At 76.0% G+C, this 17490-nt stretch carries 17 protein-coding genes; 6 read left to right on the top strand and 11 right to left on the bottom strand.

All coding sequences use genetic code 11. From position 1 onward, the window contains the following. Window positions 1-5: 5 nt before the first annotated feature. From ACZ6EM_RS35600 to ACZ6EM_RS35580, 5 genes are all read right to left on the bottom strand, one after another. The gene (locus ACZ6EM_RS35600) at window positions 6-290 is read right to left on the bottom strand and encodes an acyl carrier protein (RefSeq protein ID WP_465774223.1); all 285 of its coding nucleotides are present in this window, start codon (window positions 288-290) and stop codon (window positions 6-8) included. A 60-nt stretch (window positions 291-350) separates the two neighbouring features. Continuing rightward, a complete protein-coding gene (locus ACZ6EM_RS35595; protein ID WP_465774222.1) occupies window positions 351-1928 on the bottom strand; it encodes an AMP-binding protein in 1578 nt (525 codons plus the stop codon). Window positions 1929-1933: 5 nt separating this feature from the next. Beyond that, the gene (locus ACZ6EM_RS35590; RefSeq protein WP_401055107.1) at window positions 1934-2800 is read right to left on the bottom strand and encodes a MaoC/PaaZ C-terminal domain-containing protein; all 867 of its coding nucleotides are present in this window, start codon (window positions 2798-2800) and stop codon (window positions 1934-1936) included. After that, window positions 2797-4032 carry a beta-ketoacyl-[acyl-carrier-protein] synthase family protein gene (locus ACZ6EM_RS35585; RefSeq protein WP_401055108.1) on the bottom strand — a complete coding sequence of 412 codons (1236 nt, stop codon included), beginning with the start codon at window positions 4030-4032 and terminating at the stop codon, window positions 2797-2799. Before ACZ6EM_RS35585 ends, ACZ6EM_RS35590 begins: the two co-directional genes overlap by 4 nt. A gap of 77 nt (window positions 4033-4109) precedes the next feature. Next, on the bottom strand, window positions 4110-5321 hold the full coding sequence (locus ACZ6EM_RS35580) for an aminotransferase class I/II-fold pyridoxal phosphate-dependent enzyme (RefSeq protein WP_380546389.1): 1212 nt from the start codon (window positions 5319-5321) through the stop codon (window positions 4110-4112). 469 nt (window positions 5322-5790) lie between these two features. Between ACZ6EM_RS35580 and ACZ6EM_RS35575 the strand changes: the two genes are divergently transcribed. The 3 genes from ACZ6EM_RS35575 to ACZ6EM_RS35565 all read left to right on the top strand — a co-directional run bounded on the left by ACZ6EM_RS35575 (window position 5791) and on the right by ACZ6EM_RS35565 (window position 8549). Beyond that, window positions 5791-6663, top strand: a complete 873-nt coding sequence (locus ACZ6EM_RS35575; protein WP_359911919.1) for an AfsR/SARP family transcriptional regulator — start codon at window positions 5791-5793, stop codon at window positions 6661-6663. Between the two features lie 443 nt (window positions 6664-7106). Continuing rightward, window positions 7107-7478 carry an ArsR/SmtB family transcription factor gene (locus tag ACZ6EM_RS35570; RefSeq protein ID WP_359911921.1) on the top strand — a complete coding sequence of 124 codons (372 nt, stop codon included), beginning with the start codon at window positions 7107-7109 and terminating at the stop codon, window positions 7476-7478. Window positions 7479-7580: 102 nt separating this feature from the next. Then, window positions 7581-8549 (top strand): phosphotransferase family protein, encoded by a 969-nt coding sequence (locus ACZ6EM_RS35565; protein WP_465774221.1) that lies wholly within the window; start codon window positions 7581-7583, stop codon window positions 8547-8549. A gap of 138 nt (window positions 8550-8687) precedes the next feature. Here ACZ6EM_RS35565 and ACZ6EM_RS35560 read toward each other — a convergent pair whose 3' ends face one another. After that, a complete protein-coding gene (locus ACZ6EM_RS35560) occupies window positions 8688-9326 on the bottom strand; it encodes an NADPH-dependent F420 reductase (protein ID WP_465774220.1) in 639 nt (212 codons plus the stop codon). 78 nt (window positions 9327-9404) lie between these two features. On the opposite strand from ACZ6EM_RS35560, the gene ACZ6EM_RS35555 reads away from it, so the two are divergent. Continuing rightward, window positions 9405-9758 carry a winged helix-turn-helix transcriptional regulator gene (locus ACZ6EM_RS35555; RefSeq protein ID WP_452178963.1) on the top strand — a complete coding sequence of 118 codons (354 nt, stop codon included), beginning with the start codon at window positions 9405-9407 and terminating at the stop codon, window positions 9756-9758. 1229 nt (window positions 9759-10987) lie between these two features. On the opposite strand, the gene ACZ6EM_RS35550 is transcribed toward ACZ6EM_RS35555, so the two are convergent. Both ACZ6EM_RS35550 and ACZ6EM_RS35545 read right to left on the bottom strand, forming a co-directional pair. Further along, window positions 10988-12235, bottom strand: a complete 1248-nt coding sequence (locus ACZ6EM_RS35550; RefSeq protein WP_465774219.1) for an MFS transporter — start codon at window positions 12233-12235, stop codon at window positions 10988-10990. 172 nt (window positions 12236-12407) lie between these two features. Beyond that, the gene (locus ACZ6EM_RS35545) at window positions 12408-12725 is read right to left on the bottom strand and encodes an ArsR/SmtB family transcription factor (protein WP_465774218.1); all 318 of its coding nucleotides are present in this window, start codon (window positions 12723-12725) and stop codon (window positions 12408-12410) included. Between the two features lie 334 nt (window positions 12726-13059). Here ACZ6EM_RS35545 and ACZ6EM_RS35540 point away from each other — a divergent pair, with 334 nt between their 5' ends. Beyond that, complete coding sequence (locus tag ACZ6EM_RS35540) at window positions 13060-13422, top strand: hypothetical protein (protein ID WP_401054984.1); 363 nt, start codon at window positions 13060-13062, stop codon at window positions 13420-13422. 210 nt (window positions 13423-13632) lie between these two features. Here the strand turns inward: ACZ6EM_RS35540 and ACZ6EM_RS35535 are convergent, their stop codons facing one another. Beyond that, on the bottom strand, window positions 13633-14151 hold the full coding sequence (locus tag ACZ6EM_RS35535) for a hypothetical protein (protein WP_465774217.1): 519 nt from the start codon (window positions 14149-14151) through the stop codon (window positions 13633-13635). Between the two features lie 116 nt (window positions 14152-14267). Next, complete coding sequence (locus ACZ6EM_RS35530; protein ID WP_452178961.1) at window positions 14268-14975, bottom strand: TetR family transcriptional regulator; 708 nt, start codon at window positions 14973-14975, stop codon at window positions 14268-14270. An 82-nt stretch (window positions 14976-15057) separates the two neighbouring features. On the opposite strand from ACZ6EM_RS35530, the gene ACZ6EM_RS35525 reads away from it, so the two are divergent. Then, entirely contained in the window at window positions 15058-15996 is a 939-nt protein-coding gene (locus ACZ6EM_RS35525) for an oxidoreductase (protein WP_452178960.1), read from the top strand. An 857-nt stretch (window positions 15997-16853) separates the two neighbouring features. On the opposite strand, the gene ACZ6EM_RS35520 is transcribed toward ACZ6EM_RS35525, so the two are convergent. Beyond that, a complete protein-coding gene (locus ACZ6EM_RS35520) occupies window positions 16854-17225 on the bottom strand; it encodes a hypothetical protein (RefSeq protein ID WP_465774216.1) in 372 nt (123 codons plus the stop codon). Between the last annotated feature and the right edge of the window lie 265 nt (window positions 17226-17490).

Here is a 17490-nt window from a genome sequence, read left to right as displayed (position 1 = left end):
GGGTGTCAGCCGCCCACGGTGGCCGTGGCCGCGGTGGCGGTGGCGGCGGTGCGGCGTTCGGTGATGAAGGCGTCGATGGCGGCGACCGAGCGGAAGTTGTTGGGGTCGAGGTCGGTGTCGTCGACGGGCAGGGTGAAGTGGTCCTCGACCCAGGCGATGAGCTTGAGGACGCCGAGGCTGTCGATGACGCCGTCGGAGAGCAGGTCGTGGTCGTCGGCGAGCTGGTCGGGGGTGATGTCGGGCAGGAACTCCTCGATGAGGAACCGCTTGATCCGGTCGATGTTGGTCATGGCGGGCAACTCCCTTGTGTGGGTCGGTGGTTGGTGTTCGGTGGTGCGGGGTGCGGGGTTTCAGGGGGTGGGCAGGACGGCTTTGCGGTCGACCTTGCCGGTGGCGGTCTTCGGCAGGGGGGTGTCGTGGATGGCGAGCTTCTCGGGGACGGCGGCGCGCGGCAGGTTGCGGGCCAGGTGCTCGCGCAGGACGAGGCTGTTGAGGGTGGAGCCGGGGGTGCGCTGGACGGCGGCGTGCAGGCGTTTGCCGGTGAGCGGGTCGCTCGCGGCGGCGACGGCGGCCTCCCGCACGTCGGGGTGGGCGAGCAGGACGCGTTCGATCTCGGCGGTGTTGACGGCGACGCCGCGGACCTTGACCTGGAAGTCGGCGCGGCCGGTGAGGTGGATGCGGCCGCTGTCGTCGCGGGTGACGAGGTCGCCGGTGCGGAACCAGCGCCGTCCCTCGCCGGCGCCCTCGGGGCGGGTGGTGAAGCGTCCGGTGTCGCGGGAGCGGTCGAGGTAGCCGGCGGCCTGGAAGGGGGTGGAGACGTGGAGTTCGCCGCTGCCGGGGCCGGTGAGGGGGGTGCCGTCGTCGGTGGTGATGAGGGTGCGCACGCCGGGCAGGGGCTCGCCGATGGGCACGGGCAGGGCGGCCGCGGCGTCCAGGCGGTCCAGGCGGTGCAGGAAGCTGTCGTTGGTCTCGGTGCAGCCGTAGATGTTGTACAGGTGGGCGTTCGGCAGCAGGGCGGGCAGCGCGGCGAGGGTGCGGGCGTCGATGGCGTCGCCGGTGAACGCGGCGTGCTCGACGCTGTCCAGCACGGCGGCGGTGGGGCCGGCGGCCCGGGCGAGCAGGGCGTAGGCCAGGGGGACGGCCTGCAGCACGTGGGGGCGGTGGCGGGTCAGCAGGGTGAGCAGGTGGCGGGCGTTGAGGGCGTGGGCGGGGTCGATGAGCAGGCAGGTGCCCCCGGCGGCGAGGGTGGCCCACACGTCCAGCAGGGCGAGGTCGAAGTTGAGGGGCGCGTAGTTGGCGACGACGCGTCCGGGCCCGAGGTCGAAGGTGTCGTGGGCCCAGGCGGTGAAGCGGTCCACGGCCGACTGGGCGAGGGGGACGATCTTGGGCAGGTCGGTGGAGCCGGAGGTGGTGAGCATGAAGGAGGTGCCGGCCGCGAGGGTGGGCACCGGTGCGGGGTGGGGCAGGGCGGGCAGGGCGGGGGTGTCCTGGCCGAGGGGGGCGAGCAGGCGCCGGGCGCCGGCCTGGGCGAAGAGGGCGGCCAGCAGGGCGGGGGCGAGCTGCGGGGAGGGCAGCAGGAAGGGCCGGCGTTCCATCAGGCAGGCCAGCACCAGGGCGATCGCGCCGGGCGACTTGACGGCGTACAGGCCCACCGGCTCCCCCGGCGCCAGCCGCAGGGCCTTCAGGCGGGCGCGTTCGGCCTCGGCGGCCTCGGCGAGCTCGCCGTAGGTGACGGTGTGCTCGTGCCACAGCAGGGCCGGGGCGGTGGGGCGGGTGCGGGCGTGGGCGGTGAACGCGTCGGGCAGCGCCAGCGGCGCCGGCGGCGCGCCCGTCGCGTTCGTGCCGGTCGCGGGGTTCGTGCCGGTGACGGCTGCGGGGTTCGTGCCGGTGCCGGCTGCGGGGTTCGTGCCGGTGGGGTTCGTGGTCACGGGGTTCACTCCCCCGCCGGTGCGATGCGCGCCCAGCCGGCCTTGACGGCGGTGCCGGTGTCGGTGGCGATGGTGAAGCGCACCACGGTGCCCCGGTCGTGGGGCCGCAGGGTCAGGCGCAGTTCGGTGCCGGGCACGGTGGGGGCGGCGAAGCGGGCGCCGAGGGCGGTGACGCGGGCGGGGTCGCCGTCGGCGTGCAGGTCGGTGATCCGTTCGGCGGCCAGGGCGACCAGGTGCATGCCGTGGGCGATGGCGGTGGGGAAGCCGGCCGCCCTGGCGGCGTCCTCGTCGAGGTGGATGGGGTTGAGGTCGCCGGAGGCGTGGGCGTAGGCGGTGGTGTCGGCGGCGCTCAGGACGTGGGTGGAGACGTGGCCGGTGCCGTCGGGGGCGGTGCCGGGGTGGGCGGCGGCGGGCAGGGCGCCGTGGGGTTCGGTGCGGGTGGCGCCCAGCAGGAGGGCGGCGGTGGCGAGGTCGGCGACGGGGGCGCCGGTGGCGGCGTCGGTGAGGCGGGTGGTCAGGGCCAGGCGGGTGCCGCGGGCCTCGCGGCGCACCGCGGTGACCTCGACGGCGATGTCGAGGTCGCCCGGGGCGAGGGGGGCGTGGGTGTGGATCTCCTGGGCGAGGTGGACCACGCCGGTGAAGCCCGGGTCGCCGGCGGTCAGGGCGGTGACGGTGTGCTGGGCGAGGGCGTGGGCGGCGACGAAGGGGTGTGCGGGGCTGGCCCCGTCGCGCCGCGGGGCGCCCAGGTGGGCGCGGGCGGCGGCGCGGTAGGCCGTCAGGTCCTGCGCGCGGATGTGCAGGCGGGTGCGCGGGACGGGTCCCGGCGCCGCGGTGGTCGCGGCGGGGGCGGGGGCGGTCGTGGGTGGGGTCATAGCGGGGTCACCACCAGGGTCGTGTTGTGGCCGCCGAAGCCGAACGAGTTGGACAGGGCCGCGCCGGCGCGGATCGGGCGCGGCGCGGTGTGCACGACGTCGAGGTCCAGGCCCTCTTCGGTCTTCTCGTGGTTGGCGGTGGGAGGGACGGTGCGCTCGTTCATGGCCTCGATGGCGGTGATCAGCTCGACGGCGCCGGCGGCGCCGATCAGGTGGCCGATGGCGCCCTTGGTGGAGGTGACCGGCACGCCGTGGGGGCCGAACACGGCGCGCAGGGCGGCGGCCTCGGCCCGGTCGTTGTGCACGGTGGAGGTGCCGTGGGCGTTGACGTGGGCGATGTCGCCGGGGGCCAGGCCCGCGTCGGCGAGGGCGGCGCGCATCGCGGCGACGGCGCCGGCGCCGTCGGGGCGCGGGTTGGACAGGTGGTAGGCGTCCGCGCTGGCCCCGTACCCGGCGAGCAGCGCGTACGGGGTGCGGCGGCGGGCGCGGGCGTCGTCCAGGCGTTCCAGGACGAGGAAGCCGGCGCCCTCGCCCATCACGAAGCCGTCGCGGTCGGCGTCGAAGGGCCGTGAGGCGCGGGCGGGTTCGTCGTTGCGCAGGGAGTGCGCGCCGAGGTTGCCGAACGCGGCCAGGGTCACCGGGGTCAAGGTGGCCTCGCAGCCGCCGGCGATCACCACGTCCGCGCGTCCGCTTTCCAGCAGCAGTGCCGCGTGGCCGATCGCGTCCGCGCTGGAGGCGCAGGTGGTGGCGATGGTCAGTGCCGGGCCGCTCCAGTGCAGGCGCATCGCGATCTGGGCGGCGGCGGCGTTGGGCATGGTGACCAGCGGCATCAGCGGGGAGACCCGCAGCGGGCCGTGCTGGGTGTACAGCGCGGACTCGCGGTCGCTGGTGGTGCGGCCGCCCACGGCGGTGCCGACCACGACGGCGCTGCGGCCGGGTTCGGGCTCGGGGTGGCCGGCGTCGGCGTGGGCGGCCAGGGCGGCGAGGGTGCCGTAGCGGGCGAAGGGGTCCAGGCGGCGGGCGTCCTTGGCGGGCAGTTGCGCGGTGTCGGGCGGGTCGGTGACGCGGCAGCCCAGGCGCACCCGGTGGCGGGCCAGGGCGGGGTCGGTCAGGGCGGTGGCGGTGGAGCGTCCGGAGGCGACGGTGCGCCACAGGTCCTCGACGCCGTGGCCGGCGGGGCTGACCACGCCGAGGCCGGTGACGGCGATCGGCGGCCGGTGGTGGGGGGCCATGGCTTCGTCTCCTTCGCGCTGCACGCGGGCGGCCCGGCGGTGGGAAAAAAAGAGGGGGGTGAGGGGGCGGGGGCCGGTCAGATCAGGCCGGTCTGGGCGGCGGCGGTCAGGAACGCCTCGGCGGCGAAGTCGATGTCGGCGGCGGTGTGGCGGGCGGTGACCGCGATGCGCAGCCGGGCGAGGTCGTTGGGGACGGCGGGGGTGACGACGGGCAGGCCGATGACGCCGGCCTTGCGGCAGGCGGTGGCGTAGTCGTAGGCGGCGTCGTCGCTGCCGGCGATGACGGGCAGGACGGCGGTGGTGGAGTGCATGGTGGAGATGCCGGCGTCGTTGAGGCGCTTGCGCAGGCGCCGGGCCTGGGTCTGGGTGTGGGTGACGCGTTCGGGCTCGCGGCGCAGGATGCGCAGGGATTCCAGGGCGGCGCCGGTCTGGGCGGGGCCGAGGGCGGCGGAGAACAGGAACGGGCGGGCGGCGTAGCGCAGGTGGCCGATGAGGTCGTGGCTGCCGGCGACCCAGCCGCCCATGGAGGGGATGGCCTTGGAGAGGGTGCCGAGTTTGACGTCGACGCGGACCTTGTGGTCGAAGTGTTCCTCGATGCCGCCGCCGGTTGCGCCGATGACGCCCAGGGCGTGGGCCTCGTCGACCATGAGCAGGGCGTCGTAGCGGTCGCAGACCTCGCGCAGTTCGGGCAGCGGGGCGATGTCGCCGTCCATGGAGTAGACGCTGTCGACGATGACCAGGCGGACGCCGGTGGGGGCGGCGGCCTTGAGGCGGCGCTCCAGGTGGTCGACGTCGTTGTGGCGGAAGCGGGTGACGGTGGCGCCGGACAGGCGGCAGCCGTCGACGATGGAGGCGTGGTCGTACTTGTCGATCAGGACGGTGTCGCCGGCGCCGACCAGGGCGCCGACGGTGCCGACGTTGGCGGCGTAGCCGGAGCCGAAGACCAGGGCGCGTTCGCGGCGGGCGAAGCGGGCGACCTCGGCCTCCAGTTCCTCGTGCAGGGGGATGGTGCCGGCCAGGGCCCGTACGCCGTGGTTGCCGGTGCCGTAGACGTCGACGGCGGCCTTGGCGGCGGCCACGACGCGCTCGTCGCCGGCCAGTCCGAGGTAGCTGTAGCCGGACATCATGAGCAGGCGCTCGCCGTCGAGGTCGCAGTAGGCGCTGTCGCGTTCCATGGTGTAGGCGACGAAGCTGTTGCGCCGGGAGGGGTCGGACTCCAGTGCGGCCACGCGGGCGTTGGTTGCGGCGAGCTTCGGCTCCAGGCGGTTCCATGCTCCGGTGGCGTTCACGGGCGTTTCTCCTTCACGGCGTCACGGTTTTCACGGCTTTCGCGGGCATTCGGCTTCCCGTCCGCGGGGGCGGGGGCCCGGGGTGGCTGCGGGGGTGTTTTCTCGAAGCCTTCACGCGGGGTGCTCAAGGATGGCTACATTTCTACGGCAGGATGCGCAAGGCGTCCGCAATAGCCGCTTTCCTGGCCTGCGGGAACGCTCTGACGTGCAGAAACCTTGCGTCCACGACGCATTGACCGGCCGGTGGGTATGTTTTCTCGGCCGGTGTTGACACCGCGCGATGCGGCGAATGTATGGTCGAAATCCGCTGAAACCGAACGGCTGGTCGGCGGTTTATTGTTACGATCCGCGATTTCCCGCGCCGACGGCCGGATACGGGCCGTCACTTCTGCTTTGACTCAAGGGGGTTGGAGCTCGTGTCGAAAGGCTTCAGGGAAGACGGTCCGTCCGGCAGATCGGGGGCGCGCGCATGCTGATCCGCCTCACCGGTCTGGTGGCCGTCGAGCACCAGGACGGCGCCCCGCAGCACCTGTCCAGCGCCCAGGCCCAGGTGGCGTTCGCCCGCCTGGTGCTGGAGCGTTCCAGCGGTACCAGCCGCGACCAGCTGGCCGACACCATCTGGCCCGACGGCCTGCCCGACACCTGGGCCTCCGCGCTGCGCAGCGTGGTCTCCCGGGTGCGGGCCTTCGTCACCGCGCCGGGTCAGGGCCCGGGTGCGACCCCGTTGATCGCCCAGGGCGGGCGGTACGTGCTGCGGCTGCCCGCGGACGCGGCCGTGGACCTGGAGGCGGCGGCCTCGGCGGTGGGCGAGGCCGGCGAGGCGCTGGCGGCGGGCGGCCACGCGGTGGCCCAGCAGCTGGCCGCGGGGGCGCTGTCGAACCTGCGCGGGGCGTTCCTGCCCGACCACGAGGGCGAGTGGGCGCAGGGGGTGCGCGAGCACGTGGAGGAGTTGCGCATCGGTGCGCTGGAGACGGCGAGTCTGGCGGCCTCCGCGCTCGGCGAGGAGCACCACGCGCTGCGCTGGGCCGACGAGGCGGTGCGCCGGGCCCCGTTCCGCGAGAGTGCCTACCGCTGCCGGATGGAGGCGCTGGCCGCCGCCGGCAACCGGGCCGAGGCGCTGCGCTGCTACCAGCAGTTGCGTCAGGTGCTGGCGGAGGAGTTGGGCATCGACCCGGCCGCCGAGACCCAGGAGCTCTACCTCGCGCTGCTGCGCACTCCCGCCCCCGCGGCGCCCGCTCCGGCGGCGGTGCGGGCGGTGGACCCGGTGCTGATGGGCATCTTCGAGCCGCTGGCGCTGGCCCGGCTGGCCCGTCCGGTGCCCGCGCCGGTGCGCGCCGCCTGAGGCCCGCCCGTCCCTCCCCTCCTTTTCCCGCCGCCGCCCGGCGCCGTCCGCCGCCGTCCGGCCCGTGCGGCGCGCCCGGCCCGTGCGCCGTGTCCGCCGTGTTCCGCCGCCCCGCCGGTCCCCCCGTCCGGCGGGGCGCGCGCGTGCCGCCCGGTCGCGGCCGGTCGCACTCCGCCGTGCCCCGCCGGCATCCCGGGGGCGGGGGCCTGCGGCGATGCCCGTCGCCGGTGCCTCTCGTGCCGGCGCCGTGTCCGGGCGGCGCGGCGGCCGTTGTGCGGTCGCGGCGCCCGGTCGCCCGGGCCCGGGGGCGTGTTGCGCGGCTGTTGCGGTGAGCGTGGCGGCCGGGTCGGGCATAGTAGCGTCGTGTACGTGAAGTCGCGCACACGGCGCGGTCTTTGGCCATCGAACGGACGGGGGTCGAGTGTTGGGAAGGGGTGGTGGGTGTGGGACGGGCACGCGTGGCGGCGCGGGTGATCGTGCACCCTGGTGTGGAGGACGTGAGCGTCCAGCAGGTGCTGGAGGCGCTCGCTGATCCGGCCCGCAGGACGGTGGTGCGCACGCTCGCGCACTCGGGAGCCGATCTGAGCTGCGGTTCCTTCGACCTGCCGGTGGGGCGTTCGACCTCCAGCCACCACTTCGGTGTGCTGCGCGAGGCGGGGCTGCTGCGCCAGTACTACGTGGGCACCACCAAGATGAACGCGCTGCGCAGCGAGGAGCTGGAGCGGCGGTTCCCGGGGCTGCTGGCGGCGGTGGTGGCGGCCGCGGACGCGGAGGCCGGGCAGGGGGGCGGGGTGTGCGCGGGGCCGGGGGTGTGAGGGCGGGCCGGTCGGCGACGGTACGGGAGTTGAGCGTCCGTCGGTCGGCTGCGGCCCCCCGTGGGGCGGGGCGGGCGGGGGCGGGGCGTAGGCTTGCCGCCCATGATCGACAGCGACGACCCCGGGCGGGGACGGGACGGCACGCGCCGGTGGGTCCAGGGGCACCTCGGGCCCGGTGAACGCGTCACCGCGGTGACCGCGCTCAAGGGCGGCTGGACCTCGCGGATGCGCCGCCTGGACGTCGAACGCCCCGGCGGCGCGGCCCCGTACGCGCTGGTGCTGCGCTCCTTCGTCAAGCCGTTCTACCGCCGCCACGCCCCGGGGCTGCTGGCCCGCGAGGCCGCCGTGCTGCGCCTGCTGGAGGGCAGCGGCATCCCGGCGGCGCGGCTGGTCGCGGTGGACGCGGCGGGGGCGGTGTGCGAGCACCCGTCGCTGGTGATGACCCACCTGCCCGGCAGCGTGCGCCTGACCCAGGACGGCGACGCGCCCGCCCGCGCCGACCTGCTGGCGGCCCAGCTGGCCGCCGTGCACGCCCTGGCGGTCGGCGAGCGGGAACGGCCGCGCGCCTGGCAGGCGTGGACGGCCCCCGACCGGGTCGCCGTGCCCGTGGGCACCGCCCGTACCGGCCTGTGGGAGCGGGCGGTGGAGGTGATCGGCGGCGAGGCGCCCGCGCACCACGCCTGCTTCCTGCACCGCGACTTCCACCCCGGCAACGTGCTGTTCACCGGCACGGGCACCGGCCTCGCGGTCGCCGGGGTCGTCGACTGGGTGGAGACCTCCTGGGGCCCGGCCGACCTGGACGTCGCCCACTGCGCCACCGCCCTGGCCCTGCTGCACGGCCCCGGGGCGGGCCTGGCCTTCGCCGACCGCTACACCGCCGCCGGCGGCCGCGACCTCGCCGAGGGCCGCGCGCACCTGTACTGGCGGCTGCTGGACGCCCTCGCCTTCGCCCCCGACGCGCAGAAGGTCGCCGAGCCCTGGCGGGAACTGGGCCGCACCGACCTGACACCCGCCGTGCTGACCGGGCGCCTGGAGGACTACCTGCAGGGCCTGTTCGACCGCTACGCCTGAGGGGGCCCGGGCGGTTCGGGCCGCGGCGGGCCCGGGCGGGTGCGGGGGCGGGGCCGCGGCGGGCCCGGGCGGGTGCGTGGGCGGGGCCGCGGCGGGCCCGGGCGGGTGCGTGGGCGGGGCGGCAGGCGTGGGCGGCGGTCAGGCGTGGGGGGCGCCGTGGGGGCCGGCGTGGGCGAGCGGCGGGGCGATGGCCTGGGCGTCGGCGCCCTGGCCCACCCACAGGCCGATCAGCAGCGCCGCCGCCGCCTCCAGCAGGTGGGCGCGCTCCAGCGGCCCGGCCGTCAGCGGCTCGCAGCCCGTGTCCCGGACCAGGGCCGCGACGGTGGCCAGCGCCCGATCGTCGTCCCCGCACAGCGGCACCGCCAGCGCCCGCCCGTCGAAGACCGGCGGGCGCAGGTCCCACACGCTCGCGTGGCAGAGGTTGAACGCCTTGACCACCCGCGCCCCGGGGGCGGCGGCCGCGATCCGCTCGGCCGCCGAGGGCCCCCGTCCGGTGGCCAGGGCGAACCCCTCGGCCACCGGGTTGGAGCAGTCCACCACGGTGCGCCCCGCCAGCGCCCGCGCGTGCGCGCCGGCCACGGCGGGCGCGGCCCGGTGCGGGAGGGCCAGCAGCACCGCGTCCCGCCCGTGCGCCACCGCCTGCCCGACCCCGCCCCACCGGGCACCGGCCGCCCGGCCCGCGTCGCGCCCGCCCACCAGCACCTCGTGCCCGGCCCGCACCCACGCGCCGCCCAGCGCCCGCGCCATCGCCCCGGTACCGACGATCCCGATCCTCATGCCACAACTCCCCTGTCCCCTGCGGCCCGTACGGCCCTCGCCACGACAGTAGGCGCCGGATCGGGCACCATCCGGTACATGACCGACCACCAGGAACTTCTCGCCGACTGCCCCGCCCGCCTCGCCTTCGACCTGCTCGCCCACACCTGGGACCCGGTCGTCCTGTGGGCGCTGCGCCACGGCCCGGTGCGCCCGCACCAACTGGTGCGGCGCATCGGCGGCATCAGCCCCAAGGTCCTCAACCAGTGCCTGCACCGCCTGTGCGACGCCGGCCTCGTCGAACGCCTCCCCCGCCCCGGCACTCCCCCGCACGTCGACTACGCCCTCACACCCCTGGGCCGCACCCTGCTCACCCCCCTCACCGCCCTCGGCGCCTGGGCCGCCGACCACGGCGACGCCGTCACCACCGCCCGGACCCGCGCCACCGGCTGACCACCCCTCGGCCACCCCTCGGCCACCCCTCGGCCGGGCGGCCCGGGGGCCGCGCCCGGGCACGGCGAAGTGCCGCCCCCCGCACGGACGGACGGGGGCGCGGCAGGGAGACCGGGCGGGGCGGCGCGGGGAAGGTGATCCTCCCGTTGGTCCACGACGGCACGCAGGGCCGCCTCCCCCGGGGGCCGGTCCCGAACCGCGCGCCGCCGCAGTCGTCGTGCCCGTGGAAGCGGACGCCGCTGCCGGTGCGTCCGTCACCGACGAGGTGACGCCCCGCGTCCGCGTCCGCAGCGCCCCGCCGCGCCGCGCCGCGGCTTCCCCCCGTGTCGCCGGTGTTCCGGTCGCAGGCGACGCCCCCGTACGTGCGGCCGCTGCCCGCGCCGACGAAGCCGTTCCCGGACCACGGGCGGACCCAGGTGCCGGGGCACGCTCCGGCACCCTGCCCGACGAAGAGCACGGTGGCGCCCGCGGAAGGCGCCACGATCACGATCGGCCCGGCAGCGGCGGCACCCGTCGTGCGACCGCCCTCGGCGCCGGCCCCGCCGGCCCGGTCGACACCCCCGCCGCCGGGGCACACCCGCGGCATCGGTCCTCCCACCGCCCTCGGCGCCGACGACGACGCCGCACGGGGGAATCGTTGTCAAAGGCCGGGCCCGGAACGGGATCGAGGGCAACGGCGACGGCGACGGCGGCCCGGCGGGACTCCCCGGTCCCGTCGAACCCGGCGGCCGAACCCATGCCGCCGCCCGAACCGGGTCGAAGCAGAGCAGCGTTCGGCCACGGCCCACCGCACCGTGCTGGACCGGGTGGCGGGCGCGGCGGCCGGACACGGGCGTCCGGCCGACGCCCGGCCCCCCGGGGCGGGGCCGCCACCGGGCCTCCTCCACGCGCTCGCCAACGGCGCACGCGATACCGCGACCGGACAGAAGGGCGTGGCGTCCCGCAGGACCCGCAGACCCACGCCCCACACCCCACGCCCCACGCCCCACCCTCCCCGAGGGGCCGCACGCCGGGAGCCCGCACGCGCCGCGCCCCGCACGGAATCGGCGGGGCGCAGCGCGTGGCCGGTGGTCTCCGGGGGCCGGACCGGGACCGGGACCGGGGCTGGGGCTGGGGCTGGGGCTGGGGCTGGGGCTGGGGCTGGGGCTGGGGCTGACGGCAGGCCAGGGGGTCGGGCCGAGGGCGCGGCGCGTGCGGCCGGTGGTTTCCGGGGCCGGGGCGGGTGCGGGTCAGGGGGCCGGGGCGGGGTGTGCCCGGTTCGACCGCTCCGACCGGTCCTGGCGGTCCTGGCGGTCCTGGCGGTTCTGGCGGTTCTGGCCGGGGTCGAGGCGGCGGCGCAGGAGGACGGCGGTGAGGGCGGCCGCGGCGAGGGCGGCGCCGGCCAGGGGCAGGTGGCGGGGGCCGGCGGTGGTGACGACGGCTCCGCCGAGGGTGGTGCCCAGGGTGATGCCGAGGTTGGAGAAGGAGATGAAGAGGCTGTTGCCGAACTCGGGGGCGTCGGTGGCGTCGCGGGCGAGCCAGGCCTGGGTCACGGCCAGGCCGCCGGAGTGGACGGCGCCCCAGAGCAGGACGGTGGCGAGCATGGGGGCGGGGTGGGGGCCGACGGCGTCGAGGAGGAGGTAGAGGGCGAGGTAGAGGATCGGGTAGGCGGTGACGGTGCGCAGGGGGGCGCGTTCCAGCAGGCGGCCGAAGGCGAGGTTGCCGGCGGTCATGACGACGCCGAAGGCCATCAGGGCGGGGCCGGTGAGGGAGGTGTCGAGGCCGGTGACGTTCTGGAGGTATTCGGCGATGTAGCCGTAGCCGCTGAACATCGCGGCGAACACCAGGGTGACGGCGGCGACGGCCAGCCACAGCCGGCCCCGGCGCAGGATGCGCAGCTGGCCGGCGTAGGTGGGGCGTTGGGTGTCGGGCAGGTCGGGGAAGAAGGCGAGGACGCCGGCGCAGGCGATCAGGTTGAGGGCGGCGGCGCTCCAGAACGCGGCGGGCAGGGAGAGGTGGTCGGCGAGGTAGGAGGTGAGGGGGACGCCGAACGCGAAGCCGGCGCTGACGCCGGCGAAGACGGTGGTGGCGGCGCGTGCGGCTTTTCCGGGCGCGGCGAGGCGGGTGGCGGCGGTGAGGGCGAGGGCGAAGAAGACGGGGTGGAACAGGGCGGGCAGGATCCGCAGGGCGAGGACGAGGGGGAAGGAGTCGCTGAGCGCGTAGAGCGCGTTGGAGCCGGCGAAGACGGCAAGTGCCGTGGCCAGCACGGTCTTTCGGCGCAGGCGCGAGGCGAGCAGGACGCCGGCGGGGCCGGTGGCGGCGACGGTGAGGGCGAAGGCGCCGACGAGCCATCCGGCGGTGGCGGGGGCCACGTGCAGGCGTTCGGCCAGGGCGGGCAGGACGCCGACGACGCCCATCTCGGTGGTGATGATGCCGAACACGCCCAGGGCCAGGACCGGGACGGCCAGGGCGTTTCGGGCGGGAGCGGTGCGGTGCACGACAGCCTCCAATGGATACACAAATCTAGATAGTTGGATGCGTAAGGGCCGAAGAAAAGGGGGCGCCGGCCGGGCGCCCCCGCACGGAGGGGAGTGCGGTGCGCACGTCCGCGCGCGTGCGCGGGCATGTGCGCGCACGTACGCGTGGGTGCGTGGGTGTTGTGCGTGGGTGTCAGAGTTCGTCGCGCACGTAGGCGGCGAAGGCGGCGATGGCCTCCTCGTTGCGCCGGTAGAAGGTCCACTTGCCGACGCGCTCGGACACCAGCAGTCCGGCCTCGCGCAGGATCTGGAGGTAGCCGGAGACCACCGACTGGGCCAGCCCCGAGCGCTCCTGGATGTCGGTGACGCACACGCCGATGTGGAAGCCGACGCCGCGCTCGCGGTAGTACGGCTCGTCGAAGTAGCGCTCGGGCGTCTTGAGCCAGCGCAGGAAGTCCGCGCGCGCCGGGTTGGCGAGCGCCTTGTGCACGGCCAGCGGATCCAGCTCCACCGCACGCCCTCCTTCCCGTCGCCCGGCCCCTCGCCGGACGCATCTAATATTCTGGATACGACCTTGAGGTGTCAAGGCGGGCCCCCCGGGCCGGACGGCGGGACGGCGGGGCGGGGCGGGCCGGAACGGCGGCAGGGCGGACCGGAGGCCGGGGCCGGCGGGCGGGGCGGGTGCGCGCCGGGTGGCGTGCGACCTCGGGCCGCGGCGGCGCGGGTGGTGCGGCGGCGCGCCGGTGATTCACCCCCACGAGTGATTGTGACGCTGTGTGCGGCAGCGGACACTCTGGGTATCCGGAGGGCTCGTGGGGGGCTCTCCCGGCGCGAGGAGAGCCGCCATGGCCGCAAGCGAACCCACCGCCTCCCAGGTCCCGCAGATCACGGGCGGCCTGCAGTCCGCCGGCGGGGAGCAGCACCTCGCAGACGTCGGCGGCAACGTCGGTGCCGTGTGGCGGGGCTGGGTGATGTGGGGCCCGGGCAACGGGACGTTCAACCTGCAGATCCCGTGGAACGTGATCGGGATCGACTCGACGGTGGTCATCACGGCCTCCGAGACCGATTCCAACGGGAACCGGTTCGTCGGTGCCGCGCCCTTCCAGGTGTCGAGCATCGCCCCCGGCAACGGGGTGGTGACCTTCAAGATCAGTATCGGCTGGAACAGTCCGCTGACGATGCGCACCGACATCCTGGTCCTCAACTGACCCGGCCCGCCGGGCCGTTGGCCGCGCCCTCGCGGTGACGGACCGGCGCCCCTCGCCCCGTCGCGCCCGCGGATCCCCTGCGGACGCCGCGGGGCGAGCGCCTTTCCGGGCGCCGGGCGCCGGGCGCCGGGGGCGCCGGACGACGCGCGCCGGGCGCCGGGGGCCGGGGGCGGGGGGCCGGGCGCGGGGCGCGGGGGCCGTCCGGGGCGGTCAGTCGTCGGCGGCGACCAGGAGGGTGACGGTGTCCGTGGCGCGGTCGACGAGGACGAGCTCGTGGAAGTCGGTGTGGACGGGGCCGTAGTCGTGGCGGGCGTCCTCGGGAGGGTGCACGAGCAGGTAGCGGGCGTGGGCCCGGCGGGCGGGGGCGTGGACCTCCCGCTCCAGCCGCGCGAGCAGCGCCGGCGGCACCGGGCCGTGCTGCAGCGTCCAGGCCTCGACGAGGTCGACCGCCGCCTGCGCCGGCACGGGCGCGTAGTTGTCGGGCGTGATCCGCTCCACCCACCACTGCCCGTGCCGCGGCCAGTCCCGGGCCCCGGCCCCGTCGTAGGTGTCCCGGAACTGCGGGTGCGCGATCAGCGCGGCCAGCACGTCCCGGTCGTGCGCCCCGGCGACCGGCCCGAAGCGCTTGATGTCGACCCACCGGAAGGCGTGCCGGTTCCCCTCGAAGCCGAAGTCCCCGAAGTCGACCAGCGTCCGCTCCAGGTGGACGAGTTCCGCCGTGGTCTCCATGCCCCGCATCGTAGGGGGTTCCCGCGCCGCCGCGCCTCCCTTCCCACCCGGTCCGTCCCCCCGGGCCCCGCCCGGTCCCTCCCCCGGGCCCTGCCCGGGCCCGGGGCGTGGCGGGCTCAGGCCGTGGCGGGGGCCCCGCCGGGGGCGGGGGTGCGCACGACGGCGTCCAGGGCCGGGGCGATGACGGCGAAACAGTTCTCCGTCAGCACCGCGACGTCCACCCCGCCGCCGTCCCCGCCCGCGCCCTCACCGTTGCCGGCGCCCTCACCGTTGCCGGCGGCGTCGCCGTCGTCGGCGGTGCTCCAGCGCTGCAGGACGGTGTGGAAGGCCGCCAGTGCCATGTCCGCGGCCAGCCGCGGGTACAGCTCGCGCGCGGCGTCCAGGCCCAGGCGCCCGGCGAGCTGCGCGGCGAGCTCGTCGCGCCACTGCGCCTGGCGTTCCAGGAAGCGGGCGAGCAGGGCGGGGGTGGTGAGGATCAGTCGCACCACCCTGCGGGCGCGTTCCTCGTGCCCGGCGCAGTCCTCCACGCAGCGCCACACCGCGTGCCGCAGCGCGACCGAGGGCGTCTCCTCGGCCGGGCGGGCGGCCAGTTCCTCGCGCATGGCGGTGCCGAGCGCGGCCAGGAACTGGACGACCACGTCCTCCTTGGACGCGAAGTAGCGGAAGAAGGTGCGCTTGGACACCCCCGCGGCGGTGGCGATCTCGTCCACCGTGACGGCGTCGAACCCGCCGCCGGCCAGCAGGTCCAGGGCCGCGCGGGTCAGCTCGTCGGCGACGAGCTGGCGCTTGCGCTGGGCCAGGGTGGCGGCGGGTCGGGAGGTCACCGCCCCATCCTAGCCCCCACGCCACTCACGTCATCGAACGTCAGTCTTGACACTTGGTGACATGCAGGGCAGCGTGAGCCGTATGACACCGAGCAACCGGACCCCCGACCCCGCCCCGGACCTCAGCGGGCGGGTGTTCGTCGTCACCGGCGCCGCCGGCGGCCTGGGCCTGGCCACCACCACCGCCCTCGCCCGCCGCGGCGCCCACGTCGTCCTCGCCGTACGCGACGAGGCCAAAGGCCACCGCGCCACCGCCCACCTGCGCGCCGAACAGAGCGGCGCCCGCCTGGACGTACGCCGCCTGGACCTCGCCGACCCCGACAGCGTGCACGCCTTCGCCCAGCGCCTGCGCGAGGACGGCGTGCACCCCGACGTCCTGGTCAACAACGCCGGCGTCATGGCACCCCCGCGCACCCTCACCCCCCACGGCCACGAACTCCAGCTCGCCGTCAACCACCTCGGCCACTTCGCCCTCACCGCCCACCTCATCGACCTGCTCGCCCGCGGCCGCGACCCCCGCGTGGTCACCGTCACCTCCGCCAACCACCGCCGCGCCCGCATCGACTTCGACGACCTGAACGGCGAACACGCCTACTCCCCCATGGGCCACTACAACCAGTCCAAACTCGCCAACGCCGTCTTCGCCCTCGAACTGCACCGCCGCCTGAACGCCGCCCGCAGCCCCGTGCGCAGCGTGCTCGCCCACCCCGGCTACGCCGCCACCGCCCTGCCCCGCGCCGGCACCGTCACCGGGGTGCGGCTGCTGTTCGGACACCTGCTGCGCCCGCTCGCGCAGTCCCCCGCCCGCGGGGCGCTGGCCCAGCTGCACGCGGCGACCGCGCCGCAGGTGCGCGGCGGGGAACTGTACGGGCCGAGCGGCCTCGGCGAACTGCGCGGAACGCCCGCGCTCACCTCGCCGGCGCCCCGCGCGCAGGACGAGGCGGTGGGACGGCGACTGTGGGAGGTGTCGCAGGAACTGACCGGGGTGCCCTTCACCGTCCCCGGGACCGGGGACGCCTGACCCCCGCGCCCGCGCCCGGGACGGGGCAGGGGTGGGGCCGGGACGGGGCAGGGGTGGGGGTGGGGACGGGGCAAGGGTGGGGGTGGGGACGGGGCAGGGGTGGGGGCGGGGGCGGGGGTGACGGGGCGTCACCGGTCGCCCCGGCCCCGCGCGGGCGACCGGGCTGCCGGACGGGGCGGGGCCGGACCGGGGAAAGCCGGGTACGCGGCGGCGGAACGCCCTGCCACGACGGCGGACCCGGTCGACGACACCGCCGGGCCCGCACCCCCGGGCACGCGAGCCCCCGGTGACGGCACGGCCGGTCCCGCGCCCGGTCGCCGCGGCACCGGCCCGGCACACCACCGCCGCATCCGACCCCGCCGGCCCGGGGCCAGCCGGCGCCCGCCGCTTCCTCGACCTGTGCGCGCAGCCCGGAGGCCCGGGCCCGTACGGCGCCTACGAGATCCGCCCGCGCGAGACCGCACTCGCCATCGGCGGCGCCGGCTTCCACGGACCCGCCGACGCCGGGAACAACGTCACCGTCGGCCATGACCCGGTCCCCGCCGCCCGCAGAATGCATCAGGTCACCGACGACGGACAACAGGCCCACCACGAGACCACCTGGCACTGCACCCCCGCCCCTGACCCCGGCCGCCGTTATCGCCGGCCGCAGGCCTCGGCGCCCCACCCGCTCCGCCGCGGCCGGCAACCGGCTCCAACTCCGCGCGGGCGGGACCATGATGTGCAGCAGGGTGTCTCTCGGACTGGCCAGGTGGTGGACCGTCACAGGTCCGTCCGGTGCCCCCCGGAACAAGGTCTCGAGCTTGGCTGCACCGCCCTGGAGGGGCGGGCTCGGGTCCGGGTTGCGTCAGCGCCGCTCATTGGGTTTTCGTGGAGTCCTTGCGGAGCAGTCGCTCGGCTGTGCATGTCTCGTCCGGGTCCAGGACGAGACAGATGTTGAGGCCTCGGTCGTCGCGCTGGACCCGAGCTTCGAAGTCGCACCGGTTCTCGCTGGTGTTCGCCGCCACCGTGAACGACTCGCCCTCGGTTGCCGAGTCCGAAGCCGTCAGGCTGTGCGATCCGTATCGCACCCAGAACTGCCACTTACCGGCCGACACACTTGTCGAGCATTTGTAGCCCGCCACCGCATGGCTGATGCCGCTTGCCGTCAGACCGTGGTCGCCCGAGACGTGCATCTTGGCGCCGGCCGCGTTACTCCAGTCCCCGACCAGCTCCGCCTGCTTGATCACGGCCGCTTCACCGCCCGCGTCGGCGCAGGACGTACACGCGAGAACCAGGCACCCCAGTAGCACCGCCATCCGCCCGAAGGACTTGGTGGGACGGTGCACCGACCGGCGCTCCCCGTTGCCTTCCAGCGGCGACGGTTGCCCTCCGCAAGTTACTCCGACCGGGCCCTCGTACGCTGTATCCATGTTCTTCCCCACTGCATCGGCTTGACAGTGCCACCTCATGAGCCGATCAAACTGCGGTCCGCAGCGACAGCCCAGTACAAGC

This window comes from Kitasatospora sp. NPDC041917, from assembly GCF_055589745.1.
Note: the sequence above shows the minus strand (reverse complement) of the source record. Positions and strands in the feature narration are given on the sequence as shown.

Bases quoted from the DNA above. Each gene is read 5' to 3' on its own strand.
- ACZ6EM_RS35535 (WP_465774217.1), bottom strand. From the start codon at position 14,151: ATGGAGACCACGGCGGAACTCGTCCACCTGGAGCGGACGCTGGTCGAC.
- ACZ6EM_RS35555 (WP_452178963.1), top strand. From the start codon at position 9,405: ATGACCGACCACCAGGAACTTCTCGCCGACTGCCCCGCCCGCCTCGCC.
- ACZ6EM_RS35600 (WP_465774223.1), bottom strand. From the start codon at position 290: ATGACCAACATCGACCGGATCAAGCGGTTCCTCATCGAGGAGTTCCTG.
- ACZ6EM_RS35525 (WP_452178960.1), top strand. From the start codon at position 15,058: ATGACACCGAGCAACCGGACCCCCGACCCCGCCCCGGACCTCAGCGGG.
- ACZ6EM_RS35560 (WP_465774220.1), bottom strand. From the start codon at position 9,326: ATGAGGATCGGGATCGTCGGTACCGGGGCGATGGCGCGGGCGCTGGGC.
- ACZ6EM_RS35590 (WP_401055107.1), bottom strand. From the start codon at position 2,800: ATGACCCCACCCACGACCGCCCCCGCCCCCGCCGCGACCACCGCGGCG.
- ACZ6EM_RS35540 (WP_401054984.1), top strand. From the start codon at position 13,060: ATGGCCGCAAGCGAACCCACCGCCTCCCAGGTCCCGCAGATCACGGGC.
- ACZ6EM_RS35565 (WP_465774221.1), top strand. From the start codon at position 7,581: ATGATCGACAGCGACGACCCCGGGCGGGGACGGGACGGCACGCGCCGG.
- ACZ6EM_RS35585 (WP_401055108.1), bottom strand. From the start codon at position 4,032: ATGGCCCCCCACCACCGGCCGCCGATCGCCGTCACCGGCCTCGGCGTG.
- ACZ6EM_RS35575 (WP_359911919.1), top strand. From the start codon at position 5,791: ATGCTGATCCGCCTCACCGGTCTGGTGGCCGTCGAGCACCAGGACGGC.